This window comes from Marinobacter iranensis, from assembly GCF_029207565.1.
Taxonomy (GTDB): Bacteria; Pseudomonadota; Gammaproteobacteria; order Pseudomonadales; family Oleiphilaceae; genus Marinobacter; species Marinobacter iranensis.
In genome coordinates, this window is the sequence record NZ_JANCMW010000011.1 from 49,294 (window position 1) to 68,781 (window position 19,488).

The 19,488-nt window shown below is 58.8% G+C and carries 19 protein-coding genes; 13 read left to right on the top strand and 6 right to left on the bottom strand.

The annotated features are described in order from the left end of the window. Positions 1-20 precede the first annotated feature (20 nt). The 4 genes from NLU14_RS15980 (at position 21) to NLU14_RS15995 (ending at position 3,177) form a co-directional block, all read left to right on the top strand. Positions 21-1,193, top strand: coding sequence for a fumarylacetoacetate hydrolase family protein (locus NLU14_RS15980; protein ID WP_275708317.1), 1,173 nt, complete (start codon positions 21-23; stop codon positions 1,191-1,193). A 281-nt stretch (positions 1,194-1,474) separates the two neighbouring features. Further along, positions 1,475-1,969, top strand: a complete 495-nt coding sequence (locus NLU14_RS15985; RefSeq protein WP_275708319.1) for an anthrone oxygenase family protein — start codon at positions 1,475-1,477, stop codon at positions 1,967-1,969. A gap of 146 nt (positions 1,970-2,115) precedes the next feature. Then, positions 2,116-2,484: a DUF3703 domain-containing protein gene (locus tag NLU14_RS15990; RefSeq protein ID WP_275708321.1), complete on the top strand. Its 369-nt coding sequence runs from the start codon at positions 2,116-2,118 to the stop codon at positions 2,482-2,484. Positions 2,485-2,496: 12 nt separating this feature from the next. Further along, positions 2,497-3,177 carry a DUF899 domain-containing protein gene (locus NLU14_RS15995; RefSeq protein ID WP_275708323.1) on the top strand — a complete coding sequence of 227 codons (681 nt, stop codon included), beginning with the start codon at positions 2,497-2,499 and terminating at the stop codon, positions 3,175-3,177. A gap of 21 nt (positions 3,178-3,198) precedes the next feature. Here the strand turns inward: NLU14_RS15995 and gcvA are convergent, their stop codons facing one another. Further along, complete coding sequence (gcvA, locus tag NLU14_RS16000) at positions 3,199-4,107, bottom strand: transcriptional regulator GcvA (RefSeq protein ID WP_275708326.1); 909 nt, start codon at positions 4,105-4,107, stop codon at positions 3,199-3,201. A gap of 108 nt (positions 4,108-4,215) precedes the next feature. Here gcvA and NLU14_RS16005 point away from each other — a divergent pair, with 108 nt between their 5' ends. The 5 genes from NLU14_RS16005 to NLU14_RS16025 all read left to right on the top strand — a co-directional run bounded on the left by NLU14_RS16005 (position 4,216) and on the right by NLU14_RS16025 (position 7,440). Then, positions 4,216-5,340 (top strand): cellulase-like family protein, encoded by a 1,125-nt coding sequence (locus tag NLU14_RS16005; protein WP_275708328.1) that lies wholly within the window; start codon positions 4,216-4,218, stop codon positions 5,338-5,340. A gap of 123 nt (positions 5,341-5,463) precedes the next feature. Further along, positions 5,464-5,892 (top strand): GFA family protein, encoded by a 429-nt coding sequence (locus tag NLU14_RS16010; RefSeq protein WP_275708331.1) that lies wholly within the window; start codon positions 5,464-5,466, stop codon positions 5,890-5,892. Between the two features lie 58 nt (positions 5,893-5,950). Beyond that, positions 5,951-6,370: a VOC family protein gene (locus NLU14_RS16015; protein ID WP_275708334.1), complete on the top strand. Its 420-nt coding sequence runs from the start codon at positions 5,951-5,953 to the stop codon at positions 6,368-6,370. Between the two features lie 2 nt (positions 6,371-6,372). After that, positions 6,373-6,939 carry a YdeI/OmpD-associated family protein gene (locus NLU14_RS16020; RefSeq protein ID WP_275708336.1) on the top strand — a complete coding sequence of 189 codons (567 nt, stop codon included), beginning with the start codon at positions 6,373-6,375 and terminating at the stop codon, positions 6,937-6,939. A 12-nt stretch (positions 6,940-6,951) separates the two neighbouring features. Continuing rightward, positions 6,952-7,440: a hypothetical protein gene (locus NLU14_RS16025; protein WP_275708338.1), complete on the top strand. Its 489-nt coding sequence runs from the start codon at positions 6,952-6,954 to the stop codon at positions 7,438-7,440. A gap of 204 nt (positions 7,441-7,644) precedes the next feature. On the opposite strand, the gene NLU14_RS16030 is transcribed toward NLU14_RS16025, so the two are convergent. Further along, the gene (locus tag NLU14_RS16030; RefSeq protein WP_275708340.1) at positions 7,645-7,824 is read right to left on the bottom strand and encodes a DUF2897 family protein; all 180 of its coding nucleotides are present in this window, start codon (positions 7,822-7,824) and stop codon (positions 7,645-7,647) included. An 83-nt stretch (positions 7,825-7,907) separates the two neighbouring features. Here NLU14_RS16030 and NLU14_RS16035 point away from each other — a divergent pair, with 83 nt between their 5' ends. Genes NLU14_RS16035 through nfsA form a run of 3 tightly spaced genes read left to right on the top strand, consistent with a single transcriptional unit; the run spans position 7,908 to position 10,231 of the window. Continuing rightward, positions 7,908-8,576: a DNA-3-methyladenine glycosylase I gene (locus tag NLU14_RS16035; protein ID WP_275708342.1), complete on the top strand. Its 669-nt coding sequence runs from the start codon at positions 7,908-7,910 to the stop codon at positions 8,574-8,576. Then, positions 8,573-9,463 carry a class A beta-lactamase gene (gene bla, locus NLU14_RS16040; RefSeq protein WP_420845073.1) on the top strand — a complete coding sequence of 297 codons (891 nt, stop codon included), beginning with the start codon at positions 8,573-8,575 and terminating at the stop codon, positions 9,461-9,463. Before NLU14_RS16035 ends, bla begins: the two co-directional genes overlap by 4 nt. A gap of 30 nt (positions 9,464-9,493) precedes the next feature. After that, the gene (nfsA, locus tag NLU14_RS16045) at positions 9,494-10,231 is read left to right on the top strand and encodes an oxygen-insensitive NADPH nitroreductase (RefSeq protein WP_275708346.1); all 738 of its coding nucleotides are present in this window, start codon (positions 9,494-9,496) and stop codon (positions 10,229-10,231) included. Positions 10,232-10,248: 17 nt separating this feature from the next. On the opposite strand, the gene NLU14_RS16050 is transcribed toward nfsA, so the two are convergent. From NLU14_RS16050 to NLU14_RS16060, 3 genes are read right to left on the bottom strand one after another with little or no spacing between them, the layout of a single operon-like run. After that, entirely contained in the window at positions 10,249-11,643 is a 1,395-nt protein-coding gene (locus tag NLU14_RS16050; protein ID WP_275708348.1) for an efflux transporter outer membrane subunit, read from the bottom strand. Then, positions 11,636-14,839 carry an efflux RND transporter permease subunit gene (locus NLU14_RS16055; protein WP_275708350.1) on the bottom strand — a complete coding sequence of 1,068 codons (3,204 nt, stop codon included), beginning with the start codon at positions 14,837-14,839 and terminating at the stop codon, positions 11,636-11,638. Before NLU14_RS16055 ends, NLU14_RS16050 begins: the two co-directional genes overlap by 8 nt. Continuing rightward, entirely contained in the window at positions 14,836-16,026 is a 1,191-nt protein-coding gene (locus tag NLU14_RS16060) for an efflux RND transporter periplasmic adaptor subunit (protein ID WP_275708353.1), read from the bottom strand. The genes NLU14_RS16055 and NLU14_RS16060 overlap by 4 nt, the downstream gene beginning before the upstream one ends. Before the next feature lie 411 nt (positions 16,027-16,437). Here NLU14_RS16060 and NLU14_RS16065 point away from each other — a divergent pair, with 411 nt between their 5' ends. Further along, the gene (locus tag NLU14_RS16065) at positions 16,438-17,397 is read left to right on the top strand and encodes an AraC family transcriptional regulator (RefSeq protein ID WP_275708355.1); all 960 of its coding nucleotides are present in this window, start codon (positions 16,438-16,440) and stop codon (positions 17,395-17,397) included. 10 nt (positions 17,398-17,407) lie between these two features. Here the strand turns inward: NLU14_RS16065 and NLU14_RS16070 are convergent, their stop codons facing one another. Continuing rightward, positions 17,408-19,468, bottom strand: a complete 2,061-nt coding sequence (locus NLU14_RS16070; RefSeq protein WP_275708357.1) for a TRAP transporter large permease subunit — start codon at positions 19,466-19,468, stop codon at positions 17,408-17,410. Positions 19,469-19,488: the final 20 nt, after the last annotated feature.

Consider the following 19,488-nt stretch of genomic DNA (forward strand, 5'->3'; position numbering starts at 1 on the left):
CAGTTACCGGGAACTAAAACATGCATGACAGTTTGCCAGCAACTCACTTGCCCGAGGATGCCCAGGCCGCCCTGCTGGTGGGCCGGGTATGGCGGGACACGGCCCATGCCGGGCCGGCGATCATCGTCGTCCGAGATGGCCAAGTCATCGATATTTCGGCCCACGTCATGACCATGGCGGATCTCCTTGATCGTCCGGATGCCAGCGATTTCGCTTCGCGGGTCGAAGGTGAATCCCTGGGAACCGTCGAGGCATTGCTTGGTAACTCCCTGGCAGAACCCAGGCATCCACCCTATTTGCTCGCTCCCTGTGACGTTCAGGCGATCAAGGCTTGCGGCGTGACGTTTGCCGTCAGTCTGCTAGAGCGTGTCATCGAAGAGCAGGCCGGTGGCGACCCCCAACGTGCAAGTGAGTTGCGGCAGGAACTGCAAACAATGATCGGCGGAGATCTGTCCCGGATCACTCCCGGTTCTCAAGCCGCGCTCACGCTGAAGGCCGAACTTCAATCACGCGGCGCCTGGTCCCAGTACATGGAAGTGGGTATCGGTACCGATGCCGAAGTTTTCTCCAAGGCTCAGCCGCTTTCATCGATGGGGTTCGGTGACTATGTTGGCCTGCATCCCGACTCTCAATGGAACAACCCCGAACCTGAAATCGTCCTTGCGGTGGATGCCAACGGTATTCCTCGTGGGGCCTCCCTGGGTAATGACGTCAATCTGCGTGATATCGAAGGTCGCAGCGCCTTGCTGCTGGGCAAGGCCAAGGACAACAATGCGTCCTGCGCCATTGGCCCCTTTATTCGCTTGTTCGATGAGCACTATACGCTCGATAACGTAAGAGAGGCACAGGTCTCGCTGCGCATCGAAGGGTGTGACGACGGATTTGTATTGGAAGGCACCAGCGACATGCGAGAAATCAGTCGCGACCCCCTCGACCTGGTGAATCAGACCTGCGGTGTCCATCATCAATACCCGGATGGTTTCATGCTGTTTCTCGGCACCATGTTCTCCCCCATTCAGGATAGGGATGGCGCCGGCCAGGGCTTTACCCACCATATCGGCGATCGCGTCACGATCTCCACACCCAAGCTCGGCAGTTTGGTCAATGTCGTCGATCGCAGCGATCAATTGCCACCTTGGCAGTATGGCATTCGGGAATTGTTTATCCACTTGGCAAGGCGTACCTGTGGGTAAACCGGTTATTTTCGTTGTTCAATACAACTTGTCGTTCTAAAGTTTTTGGGACACTAGTCGCCAAATAATAAAACGACAAAGAAAGAGACCCAGATGACCCTGAAAAAACGCCTGCTCTTTGAGTACGGCGCTTTTTTTATGCCTTCCTTATGTCAATACTTCGGTAAGCTCTGGATAATATCGGGCACTCCGCATTTCATTCAGGCCACCTTCACCTGTCGATTTACTCTCGCGCCGTTCGACTATTGAGTAGCACTGCCAATAGAATCAAGGTGAAAATTATGGGATTTCTTCAGGTTGCGTTAGCCCTTGCAACATTTCTGTGTTCTCTCGTGGCGGGATTCCTGTTCGCTTTTGCCGTCGTGGTCATGCCTGGCATAGGAAATCTAAACAACAGAGAATTTATCCGGGCATTTCAGGCCATAGATGGCATCATCCAGAACAACCAACCCCTATTTATGGTGGTCTGGCTTGGTTCACTTATAGCGTTGGTTGTCGCTACGGCGCTTGGAATTGGCTACCTGGATGCGGTGGGTGCCTGGCTTCTAATCATTTCAACACTCGCCTATCTGCTCGGTGTCCAATTGCCGACATTCACCATCAACATCCCCCTAAACAACAGACTCCAATCTCTGAATGTCGATGCCATGGATGAGGTCGCCCAAGAAGCAGCTCGCGAGGCCTTCGAGGTACGCTGGAATCGGTGGAACGCAATACGGACGGTTATCGCGTGCCTGGTATCTGCTCTATTGGTAGTTTTGATATTTAGATATTAAAGGGGGCATGACGCTCGAAAAATACCCGGCCATTCAGGCCGGGATCGAACGTATCAAAGCCCTGCCGGGGTATATCGGAATATCCGGGATTGGGTATAGTTAGAGTCTGTGCCCGATGGCGTTGATACCCCTCCAAGGAGGTCAGGATGGAAACGAACTTCACCAGGAAAATAGCTCCCTACGTGGAAGCGGAGTTGGCTGAGGCCCGCCGGGCCAATTCCGCCGGCCAGGCCAGCCAGGAATTTGTGCACCTGGAAAGAGCTCACGTGCTTGGCCAGGAGTCCACCTACTGGCATGTAAAGGTTCATGTGCTGATGCTGTTGTGGGCATTGCGCAATCATTCAGCCAAAGAAGCGTTCGGGCAGCTTTTCCGGATTGTCGGTGCCGCTACAAAAACAGCGTTTGGATTGGTGCCCCAGGGCAACACCGGTGGAGCCAACATAAGCCCGTTCAGAAAGATGCCAATTGCGCCCGAGCTGGCCACTTTGATTCAAAAGGCCAAATCCCACCCATAGGAGGACCACGGTATGACAACTCAGCAATCGCTACCAAAGGCCGTGTCTGCTGAGGAATGGCAAGCAGCCCTTGATCGACTGTTGGTAAAAGAGAAGGAGCTGACCCGCGCACGTGACGCGGTGAACGCCGAGCGCCGCAGATTGCCAATGATGAAGGTGGAGAAGGACTATACGGTACAGGGCGTAAACGGTGCAGCGACTCTTCTCGACCTGTTCGCGGGGCGCCGCCAACTCATTGTGTACCATTTCATGTTTGCCCCCGACTGGAACGCGGGTTGTGACGGGTGTTCGTGGGTTGCCGACGCCATGACTCACCCCGCCCATCTCAATGCTCGTGATACCTCGCTGGTAATGGTCTCACGCGCTCCTCTGGAGAAGATCAGGCAGTACCAATCGCGTATGGGTTGGACGATTCCCTGGTACTCGTCCTACGAAAGCGATTTCAACTACGATTTCGGCGTAACCACCGATAATGGCGAGAGGCACGGTGCAAGCGTTTTTCACCGTGACGGCAACGACATATACCGTACCTACTTTACGGGAGCGCGCGGCGTCGAATACCTCGGCACCCACTGGACCTACCTGGATCTGACCCCCTTTGGCCGCCAGGAGACATGGGAAGACTCTCCAGAAGGCTGGCCGCAGACCGCCCCGTATGAATGGAACCGCCGCCACGACGAGTACGACATTTAGGAGGTGGTCTTTGGCTGACGTCTAGCTGGCCTCGCTCAATATCCAGTCGCGAAGCGTCTTTACACTGGGCTCTTCGCTGCTGCTTTCCGGATAGACCAGATGATAGGCGTACTCCTCCGCTACGCTCACCCCGATATCGAACAGTCTCACCAGCCGCCCCTCGGCCAGGTCGTTCTCAACCATCTCCAGTTCAACCAGGCCGATGGCATTTCCGTCAGTTACCGCTTGCACCACATGGCTCGAATCAGTGAAGGCGATGCATTGGCTGTCGTCGAACTCGTCGATTCCCGCCGCGGCCATCCACATCGACCAGTTCGGCCAGACCATGCCTCCGGTTTGACAGTCAACATAACAGAGGGTGTGGTGGAAGAGGTCTTTCGGCACTTCGGGTTTGAGGCTGGTTTCAATCAGTCTTGGGCTGCAGACCGGGACCACAACGGTATCGAACAGGCGCTCTGATTGCGTGCCCGTGTATTTGCCATTGCCGAAGCGAATCGCAGCGTCCACATCATCCACACCGAAGTCCCGCACCTGATCAGTGATATCGAATGTCAGTTCCAGATCGGGATTTGCTTCCCGGAAACGGGACAGGCGAGGCAAAAGCCAGTGGGTGGCAAATCTTGCGCCCAGGGAGAGGCGCAGGTGGGCGGCCCCACGGGCCATTCTTCGAGCGCGGCCAGCAGCACGGTGCAGACTGTCCAGAGCGTCGGTGGCGGCTTCGAACATCACGGCGCCAGCAAAGGTGAGCTGAATCCTTCGGCTGGTGCGCGTGAAGAGCGGGACGTCAAGCTGCTCCTCAAATTCCTTGATCTGAAAACTGACCGCCGCCGGGGTTAAACCCAGCTCTTCCGCCGCGCGGGTGAAGTTCAGGTGTCGCCCGGCTGCTTCGAACGTTCTGAGTGCCCGGGTCCCGGGGAGCATTCGCTGCATATATCTTCAAGTTTTACTTAATGACCTGCCAAGAAATACTCGTTTTTCTGCGTAAGGTCAATGGGGGATAGTGATTGCCACTGGTTCACCTTTCGAAGGAGTTTAACGATGCTGAAGCCCAAACTTACCCATCCACTGGCAATCGCGATGTGGGACTTCTCGTGGCTGGAACGTCGTTGGCCAGGCGCCGGATATGAAGATTGGGATAAAGCCCTGGATGAGCTGACAGAACGGGGCTACGACGCCGTTCGCATTGATGCCTATCCCCATCTTATTGACGCTGATCCTGAACGTGAATGGGAGCTCTTGCCTGTCTGGAGCCAGCACGACTGGGGGAGCCCGGCCACGACCAGAGTCAGGGTACAGCCTGCCTTGAACGAGTTTATTGGCAAGTGCGCGGAACGGAACGTGAAGGTCGCACTGTCGACGTGGTTCCGACAGGACGCGGATAATGTCAGGATGCGGATCAACTCGCCAGAGGACCTGGGGCGTATCTGGGTAAGCACCCTGAACTCCATTGCTGAAGCAGGCCTTCTGGACACTGTGTTATGGGTTGACCTCTGTAATGAGTGGCCAGAACCCCTGTGGGCGCCATTTCTAGGGCCTGACTCCGGGAATAGCAGCAACGGCGATAGCGGGCCCTCACGAACCTTACCCGAGATACGGCGCTGGATGGCGGAGTCGACCGCTATAGTACGGCAAGCCTATCCCGAGCTGGATTACTGCTTCTCCTACGCAGCGGAATACCGGAACTGGCAGGAACAAGATGTCTCCTTCATGGATCTGCTAGAACCGCACATCTGGATGACGCAGCCAGAGCTGAGCGACTTTGACGAACGGATTGGGTTCGACCTTGGCAAGGCGAGCTTTGATCCGGAAATGTACGAGATTCTGGCTCGGAATGCAGAGACCACGTACAGAACTGATCCCGCGCATTGGAAAAACTGCCTGAAAGAGGGTATCGACCTTCTGGCCGAATGGTCCCGCCATGCCGACAAACCCCTGATTACCACCGAAGGCTGGGCGCTGGTCGCCTACAAAGACTGGCCACTGCTGGACTGGGATTGGGTTAAGGAGCTGTGTGCATTCGGCGTGAAGGAGGCGTCGGAGACCGGCCGTTGGATCGCACTTTCCACCAGCCACTTCTGCGGCCCACAGTTCGAGGGCATGTGGCGAGACGTGGAGTGGCACAGGCGCTTGACCGACCTTATTCACAAGGGGGATATCAAGTAGAAAAGGACCGGGATAGATCTGTTCGGAGGCCCGTTAAGCAACCTGAAATACTTCTACCCCGGCTTCCCTTTGCTATTCTGTCATTCTGATCCAGCAGAAAAGCGGGAGCAAAGGAGGTAAACAATGAGCACTGAACAATCGCGCACAGGTCAATGCTTGTGTGGGTCAGTCCGGATCACGGCGACACCGAAAAGCATTCATTTTGGCGCCTGTCACTGCAGCCTGTGCCGCAAGTGGGGCGGAGGGCCGCTTTTGGCCGTGGAATGCGAAGACCGGGTTAGCTTTGAGGGCGAGCCAAACATTACCACCTACGCCTCTTCGGAGTGGGCCGAACGGGGGTTTTGCAACACCTGCGGTACGCACCTGTTCTACCGTTTGAAGGAACAGCCCTTCTATGCCATTCCTATCGGTATGTTTGATGACACCCAACCCTGGGAGTTTACCGAGCAGATATTCATCGACAAAAAGCCGCCGCATTACAGCTTTGCAAACCACACCAAAAACCTGACCGAGGCAGAGGTATTCGCCCAGTTCTCTGGCGAATCCGGTTGACGGAGCGCAGGATTGAGGAGCTACATATCAACGGCCAGTAAAGTCAAGGGTACCGACGATGAGCATTCAACTTGACCATGCGATAGTTCCAGTTCGGGATAGAAAGGCTGCGGCCGAGTTACTCGCCTACCTTCTGGATGTTCCGTGGGCGGAGTCGGGAACCGGGCCGTTTTCCCCTGTTTATGTGAACGACGGACTGACGTTGGATTTCGACCAGGCTGACGATTCCTATCCTGTGCAACATTATTGTTTTCGTGTGAGCGACGAGGAGTTCGACGGGATCGTAGCCAGAATCAAGGCCAGGGGAATCGAGTACAGGAGCACCCCGCATGGTTCAGTGGATATGGAGATCAATACTCAGCATGGCGGACGAATTGTTTACTGGAATGAACCCGACGGCCATGTATGGGAGGCATTGACGGTGAGCTATGCCCGGCAGCCACGGGAAGAGCATAACCAATCATTGAAGGCTAACTAGACATGGAGCAAAGCGACACAAAGTCTCGGTTTGAAGCAGAACTGCTACGCCCGGCCAAGCCAGGCACTGATACTCCCTGGGCTTTTATCGTTTTGCCCAAGGACGCGAGCGCAAAGCTTCCCAGGCGAGGCAGGACGACGGTAGAGGGCAGCATCAACGGCCGAAGCTTCCAGGCGACGCTTGAGCCGGATGGTCAATTGAGCCACTGGCTGCGGATAAACGAGGAGTTGCTCGAGACCGCAGGCCTGAACATTGGCGACATGGCCACGTTCGAGATCATGTCAGTGGCGCAGGAACCCGAGCCTGAGGTTCCGCCCGACCTGCTAGAAGCCCTGGCAGAGGCTCCCGAGGCTCGAGTGGTTTGGGACGATACCACCCCCATCGCGCGCCTGGACTGGATACACTGGATTACCTCAGCCAAGCAGTCCAAAACCCGGGCAAAGCGGATCAGCGATGCTTGTGACATGCTTGCTTCCGGCAAACGCCGGGTTTGCTGTTTTGATCCATCAGGCTACTACAGCAAAGCCTTAAGCGCGCCCAAGGCAGCCGATGACCCCATTCCAAGATAATGAGGAACCAACATGCCAAGGAAGACATCACATAGTATCAAGGCGTTCATTCTGCTCGCATTGTTCACCCTCTCCGGCCCGGCCCTTGCCGGCCAGCCCACACCTGCGGATTATATCGACAGTAAGCCTTTACTCCTGGAAGTTCGTTACTGCGAGTGTCAGGCCGCAAACCCCGACAGTCCTCCGTCCGATCTGTTGCCCAAATTTCTGGATGAGTCAAAGATCTTAAAGGTGGGCGTGGCTGCCGAAGATAACGGGTTCATCGCGTCCAGGGAGTTTGCCCTAGGTTATAAGATCAGCCCGGTCGATGGTTCCTCCGGGCCATTCCGGTTCAACTACATCGGTACATACACTACCGACGACGGCAGTAATACCGGCCAGGGGCCGCTGGTATTGAAGGAAGGTGAATGGGTCAGCCTTTTCGGATCCCATCACCAAAGCGAAACCGGGTCGCAACACATGGGTGTCGCGGTGCGATTAATCGCGGCGGACGGTTCCTGAAGGCAGGTCTACAATAGCGCTATGCAAAGCAGAGAATCGCCATCGATGGCACCGCGGTGCCATTGCCTGTTACGGCTAGCGAAGGCACGCAGCACCGTCCTCGAGGGTGACAAGGCTGTAATGACACCGAACGCGGCGTTCTGATTCGCCGCTCAGGTGAATCACTGAAGCGAAATCAGGAAAATCACCGGAGGACCGGACGAACTACCACTGTTCCCTGTCCTCCGCGCTTTCCTCGGCTTCGACTTCTGCCTTCCGTGCCTGGATCTTCTTCATCTTTTCTTCCGAGATGCGCATACTATTGGCGCTGTCCCGCAGCACGAAAAGGCTGCCGACCACCAGGGCAAAAGCAACTAAGATAAAAACCCATCCGATAAGTGGCATAACCTGGCTCCCTGATTGAACCCGTTTCCTTTATAGTGAACCACACACCTTCTGCTCTACAACCGGATTTCGGATATTACGTCATGTCCTTTGCCAGAATTTATAACCAGGCAGCCGCCCGCAAGGGTGGAGAAGCCGAATTACGCACACTCCTGCCCCGGGTCGCCGAGCCAGGAGAGCTGGAAGCGATAAGTGACGACCGCTATCTGTCTGAGGTGACTCGCGGTGTGTTCAAGGCAGGTTTTGTGTGGCGTGTGATAGAGAACAAGTGGCCCGATTTCGAGGCTGCCTTCAAGGGCTTCGTGCCACTCTACTGGCAGCAGGTGCCCCCGGAAGTATTGGAAGAACTGGCACAGGACGAGCGCATTGTGCGGAACATGCAGAAGATCCGCACCGTACCTGAAAACGCCCGCATGATTGTGGACGGGGCCCGTGAACACGGCGGCTTCGGCGCTTTCCTGGCCCAATGGCCATCCCAGGACCAGGTCGGCCTACTGATGTGGCTCAAACGCCACGGCGCCCGGTTGGGCGGCAACACGGCCCAGTATTTCCTGCGCCGGGTTGGTTGGGATGGCTTTATCCTGTCGTCGGATGTGGTCGCCGGGCTTTATCGTGAAGAACGGCTGGACGCAACGCCCGGCAGCAAGAAAGCCCTGATCCAGGCGCAGCAGGCCTTTAATGACTGGCATCAGGAAACCGGCTTGCCCTACAGCCATTTGTCCCGGATTCTGTCCTATTCGGTGGGGGACTGATTTTGAGGCAAGGATTGCGTGTTTTCGTTCTGCTTTTGATCACCTCAGCCTGTCCCCTCGCTCAAGCCAACCCATTACTTGAGATGGTGAAAACGGTGGAGCAGCGCCTGGACGCCCGAATGGGAGTCGCCCTCTACGATGCGGCCAGCGGGAAAACCTGGGATTACCACGGTGACGACCGTTTTCCCATGACCAGCACGTTCAAAACCCTGGCCTGCGCGGCGTTGCTCGCAAAGGCGGATAGCGGAGCTGAGGATCTTGACCAGCGAGTCACGTTCGGCAAAGAGGCGCTGGTCACCTACTCTCCGGTGACAGAGACTCACACCGGAGAGCCTGGCATGACCCTGGAGGAGCTCTGTGAGGCGACCATGTCCACCAGTGACAATACGGCGGCCAACCTTGTTTTAAATGCGCTCGGTGGGCCCGGGAGCGTTACCGGGTTTGTTCGCGACCTGGGAGATGCCATTACCCGGCTGGACCGAACGGAAACCACCCTGAACGAGGCCACGCCGGGCGACCCGCGAGATACCACCACGCCCAATGCAATGGTGCACAACCTCCGCAAGCTCGTGCTGGGCAATGCCCTGGCGGCTGATTCCAGATACAAGCTGATCTCCTGGCTCAGGGGCAACCGGGTAAGTGATAACTTACTCCGGGCTGCAATCCCACAGGAATGGACAATCGGAGACCGCTCCGGGGCTGGTGGCCATGGCTCCCGTTCGATTGCTGCTGTTTTGTGGCCTCCTGATCGCCAGCCCCTGGTGATCGCTATCTACATAACAGAAACCGATGCCTCGTTCGACGAGCGCAACCAGGCTATCGCTGACATCGGGAAAGTGGTTGTAACGTGGCTTCTTTGCCAAAGCGCTGTGGCAGTGGCAGGATAATCGCTTTCTCAGGCTGTACCGGAAGGCACTATGAACCCGACCATTGAACTTCTCAAGTCACACCGCTCTATCCGCAAGTTCCAGGATCGCAGGATTCCCCGCGAGCTGTTTGAGGAACTGATCCGTGCCGGTCAGAGTGCAGCCACGTCCAGCCATGTGCAGGCCTATTCCATCATTCATGTGATCAACCCGAAGAACCGCGAGGCCCTGGCAGAGCTGAGCGGTGGCCAGCGTTATGTAGCGGAGTGTTCGGATTTCCTGGTGTTCTGCGCCGACATGAAGCGGGCCACGGATGCCGCTGCGCGGGCCGGTGCCGAGGTGGTTCGCGGTATGACCGAGCAACTGCTGGTGGCCAGCATCGATACCGCGCTGGTTGCCCAGAACGTGGCTATGGCGGCGGAATCCGAAGGGTTGGGCCTGTGTTACATCGGCGGCATCCGCAACAATCCGGCCGATGTGAGCGAATTGCTGCGCCTGCCGGACCATGTCTACCCGGTGTTTGGCATGTGCCTGGGCTATCCGGACCAGACCCCGGAGATCAAGCCGCGCCTGCCGCTGGCATCCGTCCTCAAGGAGGACTACTACCAGGACGAGCGCGACGCGGAACTGGTGGCGGAGTTCGACGCCACCATGCACACCTATTACCACGTGCGCACCGGGGGTAATAAAGACACCAACTGGTCAGAACAGCTCAAGCCGCTGTTCACCTCCAAACTACGCCCCCACATGCGGGACTTCCTGCGCGGCAGGGGCTTCGAGATGAAATAGCGGCAGTCGCCGGGTAATTAACCCGGCGACCCAACCAATGACCGATAGACATCCACCATCGCCAGGGTCACGGCTGTGCGGCTACGCACGGCTGCATCCCGTGTGGCGGTGAACTCCTGTTCCGCCGTCAGTACCTCAAAGTAGCCAATGAAGCCTTCTTCATAGCGGGCCCGGGCCAGTTCCACGGCTTTCTCGGCATTGTTCATAGCCTGTTCAAGCCGCTCTTCCCGCTGTTGCGCGCGCTGGTAGCGCACCAGCCGTGTTTCCGCTTCCTCCAGGGCTTCCAGTACGGTTTGCTGGTAGCTGGCAAGGGCCGCACGGCTGTCGGCCCCTGCGGCTTCGATACGTGCCTTGACCTTGCCGTGGTCCAGAAAAGTCCAGTCGATACCCAGGGCAACACGCCGGGTTTCCGCAGGGCCGGTGAACAGGTCACTGGTGTCGGCGGCAACCGAGCCCAACAGCCCACTCAGTGTAAAGCGTGGAAACAGGTCGGCGGTGGCCACGCCAATGCGCGCAGTGGCGGCCGCCAAACGGCGCTCAGCTGCAGCTATGTCCGGCCGACGGCGCAGTACCTCACCGGGGCTGTCCACGGGAATCACTGGCAGGGCCTCCGGTAGTGCACCCCTGGGTGACAGAGTGTCTACCAGCGCCATTGGCGGCTGGCCAGTCAGTACGGCTATGCGGTGCATCGCGGCCCGGATAGCCGCCTGCAAGGTCGGCAGTTCAGCACGAGTCCTTTCTAACTGGGCACGGGCACGCACTTGGTCAAACTCGGTGCCGCGCCCGGCCTGTACGCGGGCTTCAACAATATCCAGGGACTGCTGCTGCAGTGCCACGCTCTGCCGGGCTACCTGAAACTGCTGCTGCAGCCCACGCAGCTCAAAGTAGCTGCTGGCCAGTTGCCCCGCCAGGGCCACCTGCACGGCACCCAGTTCTGCGCCAGCGGCTTCCAGTTCCGCCCTCTGCGCCTCGGTCGCACGCCGCAGTCGCCCGAACAGGTCCAGTTCCCAGCTGGCGGCCAGGCCGGCCTGATAACGCTGCACCCGCTCCGGCCCCGCCCCAGGGGGCGATTGCTCAATGTCCGCCAGGTACTGCTCGGCGGCGGAGGCATTGGCGGTCAGGCTGGGCCATTGATCCCGCTCGGCCCCGTAAAGCAGTGCTGCCGCGCGCTCGTAGCGGGCCACGGCTTCCTCCAGGGTGTGGTTGGCCACCAGCGTCTGGTCAATCAGTTGCTCCAGCAAGGGGTCGTCAAACCCCTGCCAGAAACGTTGTTGGCCGCTATCACCCGCAACCATCTTTCGCCCTTCGGAGAAGGCGTCCGGTTCCGGTGTCGTCGGGGCCTGGTAATCCGGCCCCACGGCACAACCAGCCAGCAGCACCAGGGCCCCGGTCATCGTGATTACTTTAAGCATGACTACCTCCCGGAAGCGCATCTTCATTCTGGTCGTCTTCGCACGTCAGCGTGGATTCGTGATGGCTCTTCAGGCGATGGCTACCAGAGAGCTTACGCAGGGCCACATAGAACACCGGCGTGAGGAACAGGCCAAACAGGGTGACGCCGATCATGCCGGCAAACACCGCGGTGCCCAGGGCCTCGCGAACCTCGGCGCCCGCGCCGGTAGCTAGCACCAGGGGAACAACCGCTGCGGTGAAGGTGATGGAAGTCATGATGATGGGCCGCAGCCGCAACCGGCAGGCTTCCAGCGCCGCCTCCACAATGCTCCGCCCCTGCAGTTCCAGCTCGCGGGCAAATTCCACGATCAGGATGGCGTTCTTACAGGCCAGGCCAATCAACACCACCAGGCCCACCTGGACGAAGATGTTGTTGTCCCCTTCGCCAAACCACACGCCGATCAGAGCCGAAAGCATGCACATGGGCACGATGAGGATGACCGCCAGCGGCAGCGTCCAGCTCTCATACAACGCCGCCAGCACCAGGAACACCAGCAGGATAGCCAGCGGAAACACCACCAGTGCGGCGTTACCCTGGGTGGCCTGCTGGTAACTCAGGTCGGTCCACTCGAAGTCCATGCCGGCGGGTAGTACTTCGTTCGCCAGAGCCGTCAGGGTATCCATGGCCTGGGCTGAAGACAGCACCCGTGGGTCCGCCTCCCCGGCGATGTCAGCAGCGGGGTAGCCGTTGTAGCGCAATACCGGGTCCGGACCGAAACTCTGGCTTATGTCCACCATGGAGCCGATGGGCACCATCTCACCCTGATCATTGCGGGTACGCAGGCGGGCAATGTCCTCCACGCTATCGCGGTAAGGGGCATCAGCCTGTGCAATCACCTGCCAGGTACGGCCAAAGCGGTTGAAGTCATTGACGTAGGTGGAACCCAGATAGGTCTGCAGGGTATCGAACACCTCCGTCAGCGGCACACCCTGGGCCTTGGCCTTGAGCCGGTCTACTTCCGCATCCAGCTGTGGCACGTTGGCCTGGTAGCTGCTGATGGGGTACCCCATGCCTGGTGTCTGGGCGATGGCGCCCTGGAACTGGTTTACCGCGTCCTGCAGGGCACCGTAGCCCAGATTGCCCCGGTCTTCGATGAACAACTGATAGCCGGAACCATTGCCCAGCCCCAGAATCGGGGGCGGCATGAAGGAAAACGCGAAACCTTCCTTCAGCCCGGCGATTTGCTGGCTAATGCGGGCGTTGATCTCCGCCGCGCTCAGGCTGCGTTCATCAAACGGCTTGAGTGGGAAGAACACCACACCGGTATTGGAGGTGTTGGTGAATTGCAGCGCGTTCAACCCGGGGAAGGCCACGGCGTTGGCCACACCCTCGGTTTCCATGGCGATATCGGTCACCTTCTGCAGCAACTGGTCGGTGCGCTCCAGGGAGGCCCCTTCCGGCAGTTTCACGCCAGCTATCAGGTACAACTTGTCCTGAATGGGGATGAAGCCCGGCGGCACCGTCTTGAACATAAAGCCAGTGCCTGCCAGCAACAACGCATAGACCACAAAGACCGCGCCACGCCGGCGCAGGGAACGGGATACCCCACTTTGGTATTTCTCCGCGCTGGCGTTGAAAAAGCGGTTGAACGGCCGGAACAGCCAACCGAACAGAAAATCGATGATCCTCTGCAGGCGGTCCTTGGGGGCACCATGAGGCTTGAGCAGCATAGCCGCCAACGCCGGTGACAGGGTCAGCGAGTTGATGGTGGAAATCACCGTGGAAATGGCGATGGTCACCGCGAACTGCCGGTAGAACTGACCGGTCACCCCGGACAGGAAGGCCATGGGAATAAACACCGCGCACAGCACCAGGCCGATGGCGATGATAGGGCCAGAGACTTCCTTCATGGCCTGGTGGGCCGCCGCCAGCGGGCTTCGACCTTCCTCGATGTTACGCTCGACGTTTTCCACCACCACAATGGCGTCGTCCACCACGATACCGATGGCCAACACCAACCCGAAGAGCGTCAGCGTGTTGATGGAGAAGCCCAGCAGGTAAAGCGCGCCGAAAGTGCCGATAACCGACACCGGTACCGCCAGCAAGGGGATGATGGATGCCCGCCAGGTCTGCAGGAACAGGGTAACCACCAATACTACCAGCAACACCGCTTCCAGCAGGGTGGCGACAACCGCTTTGATGGAGTCGCTGACAAAGATGGTTGTGTCGTATACCGCTTCATACGCCACATCTTCCGGGAAACGGGTGGCCATCTCGTCCATGGTTGCGATCACTTCATCACGAATGTTCAGGGCGTTGGCTCCCGGGGCCTGGAAGACACCGATCGCTACAGCGTCCTTGCCATCAAGCTGGGACCGCAGGGTGTAATTGCCAGCCCCCATCTCCAGCCGGGCCACGTCTTCCAGCCGCAGGATCTCGCCGTTGTCGCCGCGCTTGAGTACGATGTCGCCGAACTCTTCGACGGTCTCGAGCCTGCCCTGGGCGTTGATCAGGGTCAGGAAGTCGCTGTCCGGTACTGGCTCCGCGCCGATCTGGCCGGCGGAAACCTGCACGTTCTGTTCACGCATGGCACCGACCACGTCGCTGGCGGTCAGGCCGCGGGCGGCAATTCGCTCCGGGTCCAGCCAGGCGCGCATGGCGTAATCACCACCACCGAATATCTGTGCGTCCCCTACCCCCTGGATGCGTGCCAGCCGGTCACGCACGTGCAGCCGGGCGTAGTTGCGCAGGTACAGGGTGTCATAGGTGCCGTTTGGCGAGGTCAGGTGGACCACCATCAGGAAGGTAGGTGACTGTTTTTGGGTGGTCACGCCCTGGCGCCGAACCTCCTCCGGCAGCCGGGCCAGCGCCTGGCTGACGCGGTTCTGCACCCGCACGGTGGCCTGCTCGGCGTCGGTGCCGGGCCGGAACGTGACGGTCATCTGCAGTACGCCATCCGAGCCGGCCACAGACTTGAAGTACATCATGTCCTCAACACCGCTGATGGCTTCCTCCAGCGGTGTGGCCACGGTTTCCGCGATTTCCTTGGGGTTGGCACCGGGATAGACCGTACGCACCACCACCGACGGCGGCACCACTTCCGGGTACTCGCTGACGGGCAGGTTGGGGATGGAAATCAACCCAATGGCAAAAATGATGATGGACAGCACCGCCGCGAATATCGGCCGGTCCACAAAGAAACGGGAGACATTCATTGCGACATCTCCCGGGCTACGGCTACCGCGCCCTCACCCTGAGCGGACTCCCTCATGGCGACCAGTTTCGGATTGACTTCCATGCCTGCACCAAACACCTTCTGCACACCACTGATGATCACCAGGTCACCGCTGTTGAGGCCCTCGCGGATCACCAGCAGGTCGTCCACCTGGCGTCCGGTGGTTACCTGCCGGGGGGCAACCAGGTTGTTTTCATCCACCACGTAGACATAACGCCGGTCCTGGTCGGTCAGTACCGCCTTGCGGTTCACCAGCAGCGCACTGTCCAGCTCGGCCACGGGCATTTCCACACGAGCAAACTGGCCGGGTTTGATTACGCCATCAGGGTTGTCGAGCACCGCACGATACTGCAGGGTGCCGGTTCCGGTGTTCAGGTGGTTGTCGATGAAATCCAGCTCGCCCTGGTACTGGCGGCCATCATCGCCGCCCAGCGAGATGCGCACGGTTGGCGGCTGGCCACTGGCAAGCAATTGCTGGCTGCTGAACGCGGATTTTTCATCGGCTTCGAAATAGACGTGTACCGGGTCCACCGATACCACGGTGGTCAGCAGGCTCTGGTCCGCATTGGCCAGATTGCCACGGGTCACCATCGCACGCCCGGCGCGGCCGCTGACCGGTGCGGTTACCTGGGTGTACTGCAGGTCCAGCTCGGCGGTATCCAGTGCCGCCTGGGCAGCTTGCACGCGGGCCCTGGCACTCATTAACGCGGCGTTACGCTGGTCGTATTCCTCGCGGGAAATAGCCCGGCTGTCCAACAGGGTCTTCGCCCGGCCGGCTTCGCTCCGGGCCAACTCCAACTGGCTATTGGCCAGCGCCAGTTCAGCACGGGCCGCCTGTTCGCGGGCCTTGTAGGGGCGGGGGTCTATCTGGAACAACAGGTCCCCGGCTTGCACCAGCTCGCCTTCCTCAAACGCCACCTTGTCGATGTAGCCACTGACGCGGGGCCGCAAATCCACCGTTTCCGGTGACGCTACCCGTCCGGTAAAGGACTCCCACAGGGTGACCGGCTCCACAATCACTTCCGCGACATCCACTTCCGGCGGGGGAGGCATAACCATTGCCTCGTCGCTCTGCGCCTCGCATCCACTCAGTAACACCGTCAGCGCAATGGCCAGACCCAGTATCCGGCCGGATCCACTGAAATTTTTTGCTGTCAGACTTTCCATGGTTTTCGCTCCAGTATCAGGGTCGCCTTGTGAGCGCTCCCGTTTGCCAAGTAATCGGTTGGATCGCTTGTTAAGTCGGTTGGGTTCACACGAATTCGACATGCAGCCTATTTCCTCAAGTTAACTTGAGGTCAATAAACCGGAATCGAGGTATTGGTTATGGATGAAATAGCGTTGGTCTATCAGATCGGGTAATGTTTTCCCAACTGGCCAGCAAAGATAAAGAATGCAGGGATAAAGACGGTATCGGGTTACTGCGGGAAGCTTGCCTGATTCTGCCGACTCTCTTGAGCCGGGGCTATGCGGTTGCCGATTTCTGCGCGGTCATTGCCTGATCCTGCAGAACAAACATGAATATCCGTACGGTTCAGGGTGCGAAGGATTATACTGCCGCCAAAGGGAGACCCACCGATGACTGCCATCATTCCTGAGATTTCTGGAAATCTCACCCTCAACCTGCAGCAACAACTCGCCCGAGTGGTCGGTCAATGGACGACACAACAGGGTATTCAGGGTTCCGCCATTGACGGGGTGGAACTGATTCGTTGCGACGAGCCTTCCAGCTGTGGTTCAAGTGTCTATGAACCCTCGCTGTGTTTTGTGATCCAGGGCACCAAGACCATCCAACTGGGCGACCGCGAAATCACCTACCAGCCACTTTCCTATCTCGCCAGTTCGGTCCATCTGCCGGTGCTGGGGCGGATTACCAACGCTTCTGCTGAGCGGCCCTACCTGGCGGCAAAACTCAAGGTGGACCCACAGGAAGTGGCGGACCTGGTACTGGAACTGGGGGACAAGGCGCCACCACTGGACCCGCATGGCATCTGTCCGGAGCTGGAATGTGGCCTGTGCATGTCGTCCATGGATGAGCGTATGCAGAGCGCGCTTTACCGGCTGCTGAGCCTGCTGGACTCACCCGGGGACATCCCCATACTCGCGCCCCTGGCCCGCCGGGAAATCATCTACCGGACGCTGATCGGCGAGATGGGGTCACGAATGCGCAAGTTTGCCGCTGCCGATTCCCAGTCGCACCGGATTTCCACGGTCATCTCGGCCTTGAAGGACCACTACTCGGAACCGCTGCGAATCCGCGAGTTGGCGGAAGCGGCCAATATGAGCGAATCCACCCTGTACCACAGCTTCAAGCAAGTGACCCGGATGTCGCCACTGCAGTTCCAGAAAAAGCTGCGCCTGCATGAAGCCCGGCGGCTGATGCTGACCGAAGGGCTGGAGGCGGCCACCGCCAGCTACCGTGTGGGTTATGAAAGCCCCTCCCATTTCAGCCGCGAATACAGCCGCCTGTTCGGTGCACCGCCCAGGGCCGACGTGACGCTGCTGCGTGGTGAACGGAGAGCGCCCGAGCCGGTTTAATCACCCCGGCTCAGGCGTAGAACAGCAGGGGTACAAACGCCACCAACACCAGTGAAATGCCCATGGTTATCAGCGGCATTATGATACGCTCGTGGCGCTGGTAGAAGCTGCCTTCTTCCTGTTGCGCAGCCAGTACTTCCGCCTCTCCGACCACTTGCCGCGTCAACAGGTGGTTCAGGGCAACCGGTGGGCTCAGGTAGCCCAGCTCGAAAGCCACCAGGGTCACCATCCAGAAGTGAATCGGGTGTATACCGCTACTGTAGGCAATGGTCGCCACTGTGGCGGTCACCAGGATAACCGCGCCGAAGGCGTCCATAATCATCCCCAGGATGACCAGTATCACCACCATCAGCAGCATGGCGGACCAGGCACTGTCGAACGCCTGGGGGAAGGTCGCCATGATCTGGGAGCGCTCAATCACACCGCCGATACTGACGGACAGCCCCAGCAGCAATAGCAGCGCGCCAATTTCAGCGGTGGTGTCATTGGTGGCGGAACGCAGACTACGCTCCAGGCCCTGATGATTGACCTCACCACTGGCCCGACCCTTGCGGTTCTTCAGGCTGATGTGCTCATACAGCAGGATGGCCAGCATGATCACCGGCAGCAGCCGGGGGGCCGAGAACTCGTCCATTTTCACATCCAGCGCAAAGCGATACAGCAACACCACTGCTGTGATAACCAACACGTAGGGGATCAGGTGCTTCAACGCCGACATCATCGGCGGGAAGGCTGCGGATACCGGCGCCAGGTCGAACCTGCTCTGACGGTTAACAGTCAGGGCCACGACGGTAAACATGGTCGCTGTCAGCACGAATACCCAGATACCCCAGCCAAACAGCTCGTCAGTGGTGACTTCCCGGTTCAGGTAGGCGATGACCACCACCAGCAGGCAGGGCCGCAAGACCACACCCAGGGAACCAGACATGGCGGTTGCCGCCAGCGCAAGGTGGCGACGGGCACCAGCGGCGCGCAATTCACTGTAGATAACCGCACCGGCGGCTATAACGAAAATACCGGAAGCCCCGGTGTAGGCCGTGGGCACTGCAGCCACCAGCACCGCCACTACGGCCAGCAGTTCCGGCGGCATCCGCCAGGGCCTGAACACGTTGAACACCAGGGTCGCCAGGCGGGTCTGCTTCAGCATCATGCCCACCCACACATACAGGCCCACGTTGAGGAACATATCCGACAGTTCCATCATCTTGCCCAGGTAAATACCAATTCCCGAAGCATGGCCAATCAAGGCAAAGTAAGTGCCCGAAATCAGGCACATCACCGTGTAGAGGGGCACCGCCAGGAACGCCTTGTTCAAGTCCCCGCCCTCCCGCAGATCGTCCGGCACCCGCACCAACCGGTAGAGACTGGTGAGTGTGAGCGCCGCAAAGCCGATGATCCACAGGTTATGGAGCAACAGCTCCTCGGACGACATGGTGGTGTCGGAGCCGAAACTGGACTGGCGGAAAATCACGCTGGAGCCCAGCAACATGGCGTTGGCTACGGTCTGCAGGGTGTGGGAGACGGTGTAGTCCAGGCGGGTTTCCATGGCGCGCATGGCAATATGGTGGCGGGTCAGGGTAGCTGTCACCGCGCACAGCATGACCAGGATCACCAGGATGTAGCGCTGGGATTCAAGGCCAAAGGCAATCAGATCCGCCACGAACAGCTCCACCGTGCGGTAAGCTTTCACCCCCGGGGTAAGTTTGTCCTTGAGGTTTTCGTAACTCTGGTAGCTCTGGCGACAGTCGGCCACTGAGCGCTCGATGGCCAGGCGAACCTCGGCCGGGTCTTTCTCGGCTTCGCCCAGTAACGCCGCCATGGGGTTATCCGCGCCCTCTTTCGCCAACTCTTCCTGGACGGCGGCCTCGATATCCACGTTCGGGTCACAGGTTGGTTGTACCGGATCTGCCCTTAGCTTGTAGTAGCCACTCCACAGTTGCTCGCCCCCGCGCAGCATCTGATTATGGATATCACTGCTGGTGGAGAACAACACCACCGCCAGCAGGAGCAGGCAGGCCGGCAGAGAGGATAACCACTCCAGGCCACTACGGCGAAAACCACCCTGGGACATAACAGTTCACTCTGGGAATG